This window comes from Psychromonas antarctica (assembly GCF_022267535.1).
Taxonomy (GTDB): Bacteria; Pseudomonadota; Gammaproteobacteria; order Enterobacterales; family Psychromonadaceae; genus Psychromonas; species Psychromonas antarctica.
Map to the genome: position 1 here is coordinate 1 of NZ_JAHNZV010000242.1, position 1,393 is coordinate 1,393.

Here is a 1,393-nt window from a genome sequence, read left to right on the forward strand (position 1 = left end):
ATGAAAAGTATGCTATGTTTATTCATGCTAGCCTCCACGTTATATTATTGATATATATATTATGGCTCTGGTTGTAAAACTAACCCACGGTAGAGGCTAGCACCTTAGTGGGAAGTCATTATGTCTAGCTATCTATTCTTATTGTTTTTATCACCAAATGTCTTTTAAAAACTTAACTTTCGCGTCTTGCGTGGGTATTTTGTTTATATTTAATATACGGTGTTGTTATATTAAATTTGGTGAGATATGCTATGTAGCTTATCAATACATAGCGAGTTATATAAAGTGCTGGCTATATAATATGTTTACCTATTCAATGCTTTTTACAAAGAGAATGATTATTATGAGCGCAAGAGTATGTCCTACGATCATAGGGTTAAAGTTTGATGAAACGAGTATCGAAGCAATAGATTCAATAAATACTATTTTAAAAAGCAAAGAGACAGGTTGGTGGGTTAATACCATAGGCCAATTGATTGTTATTTTTGGAGGGTTAGCTGTTAATGCCAGAACGCCAGGAAATGCCATAGAAAATAGCCACATATTTCAAACAGTATCTAGTGATTTAAGTCAAACATCGTACAGTATATATTCAGCAAATTGGGAGTGTTTTTTTAAGTCATTCTCTGCTCTTGATAGATATGCTAATAATCAAATTGAGACAATCGCTGGATTGCAAATGTTAAGAGCGGATATTACGGCTAAAGAAAGGGCGTTTTGGAAAGGTGTTAATTATGGATGTAAAATAAAATGAAAAAAACAACTTTCATATTACTTGTTTTCATTTCACTTGGTTGTAGCGCATCTAATGAAGAGAAGATCGCTTTTGGTCTTAAAGTCCTAAATGAAACTTTCAATGCTTTTGAAGAGCGTCACTCAATTTGTATTAAGCAGTCTAAACAAAATAAACTGTCAGCGGAAAGTATTGAAATACTAAAAAAACTTCCTATTTCAACTGGGGACGGTTTAGGGTATTTGAATCTAAAAGCAATTAGGAACTGCTCAAAACCTGAGTATAATGAAGTTATTCGTTTGTTACTTACTCTGGAAAGTGCAAATAAAAAATTAATGAACAGTGCCGTAAGTGAAAAGATTGAAATGCTTAAGTCGCTAATGTTTCCTGCTTCTGAATTAACCTCAGAAAAGAAATTCTATGAACTTCCAAGTAATGTTAAACAGAAATTGCTTTTAATGAATGAATTAAATCAACCATTTGATATGGTTGATGGCTTCGAGAAAGCATGGCTAAATTAAATAGCTAATCGGGTAGCCGGAGGTGTCTAGCCTCCAGCCCCCACACCACCCTGCATGCGGCTCCGCACAGAGCGGTTCATCTTCCTTCATGAATATTGGATATTGATCCACATTTGTCTCAATGACACCAAGCCTTGCT

At 34.6% G+C, this 1,393-nt stretch carries 2 protein-coding genes; both read left to right on the plus strand.

Going from position 1 to position 1,393, the window contains the following annotated elements; all coding sequences use genetic code 11:
- Positions 1-343: 343 nt before the first annotated feature.
- Complete coding sequence (locus KSO91_RS17250; protein WP_238744255.1) at positions 344-754, plus strand: hypothetical protein; 411 nt, start codon at positions 344-346, stop codon at positions 752-754.
- The gene (locus KSO91_RS17255) at positions 751-1,254 is read left to right on the plus strand and encodes a hypothetical protein (protein WP_238744256.1); all 504 of its coding nucleotides are present in this window, start codon (positions 751-753) and stop codon (positions 1,252-1,254) included. Before KSO91_RS17250 ends, KSO91_RS17255 begins: the two co-directional genes overlap by 4 nt.
- Positions 1,255-1,393: the final 139 nt, after the last annotated feature.

Excerpts from the sequence above, each read along its gene's own strand:
- KSO91_RS17255 (WP_238744256.1), top strand. The coding sequence starts at position 751 with ATGAAAAAAACAACTTTCATATTACTTGTTTTCATTTCACTTGGTTGT.
- KSO91_RS17250 (WP_238744255.1), top strand. The coding sequence starts at position 344 with ATGAGCGCAAGAGTATGTCCTACGATCATAGGGTTAAAGTTTGATGAA.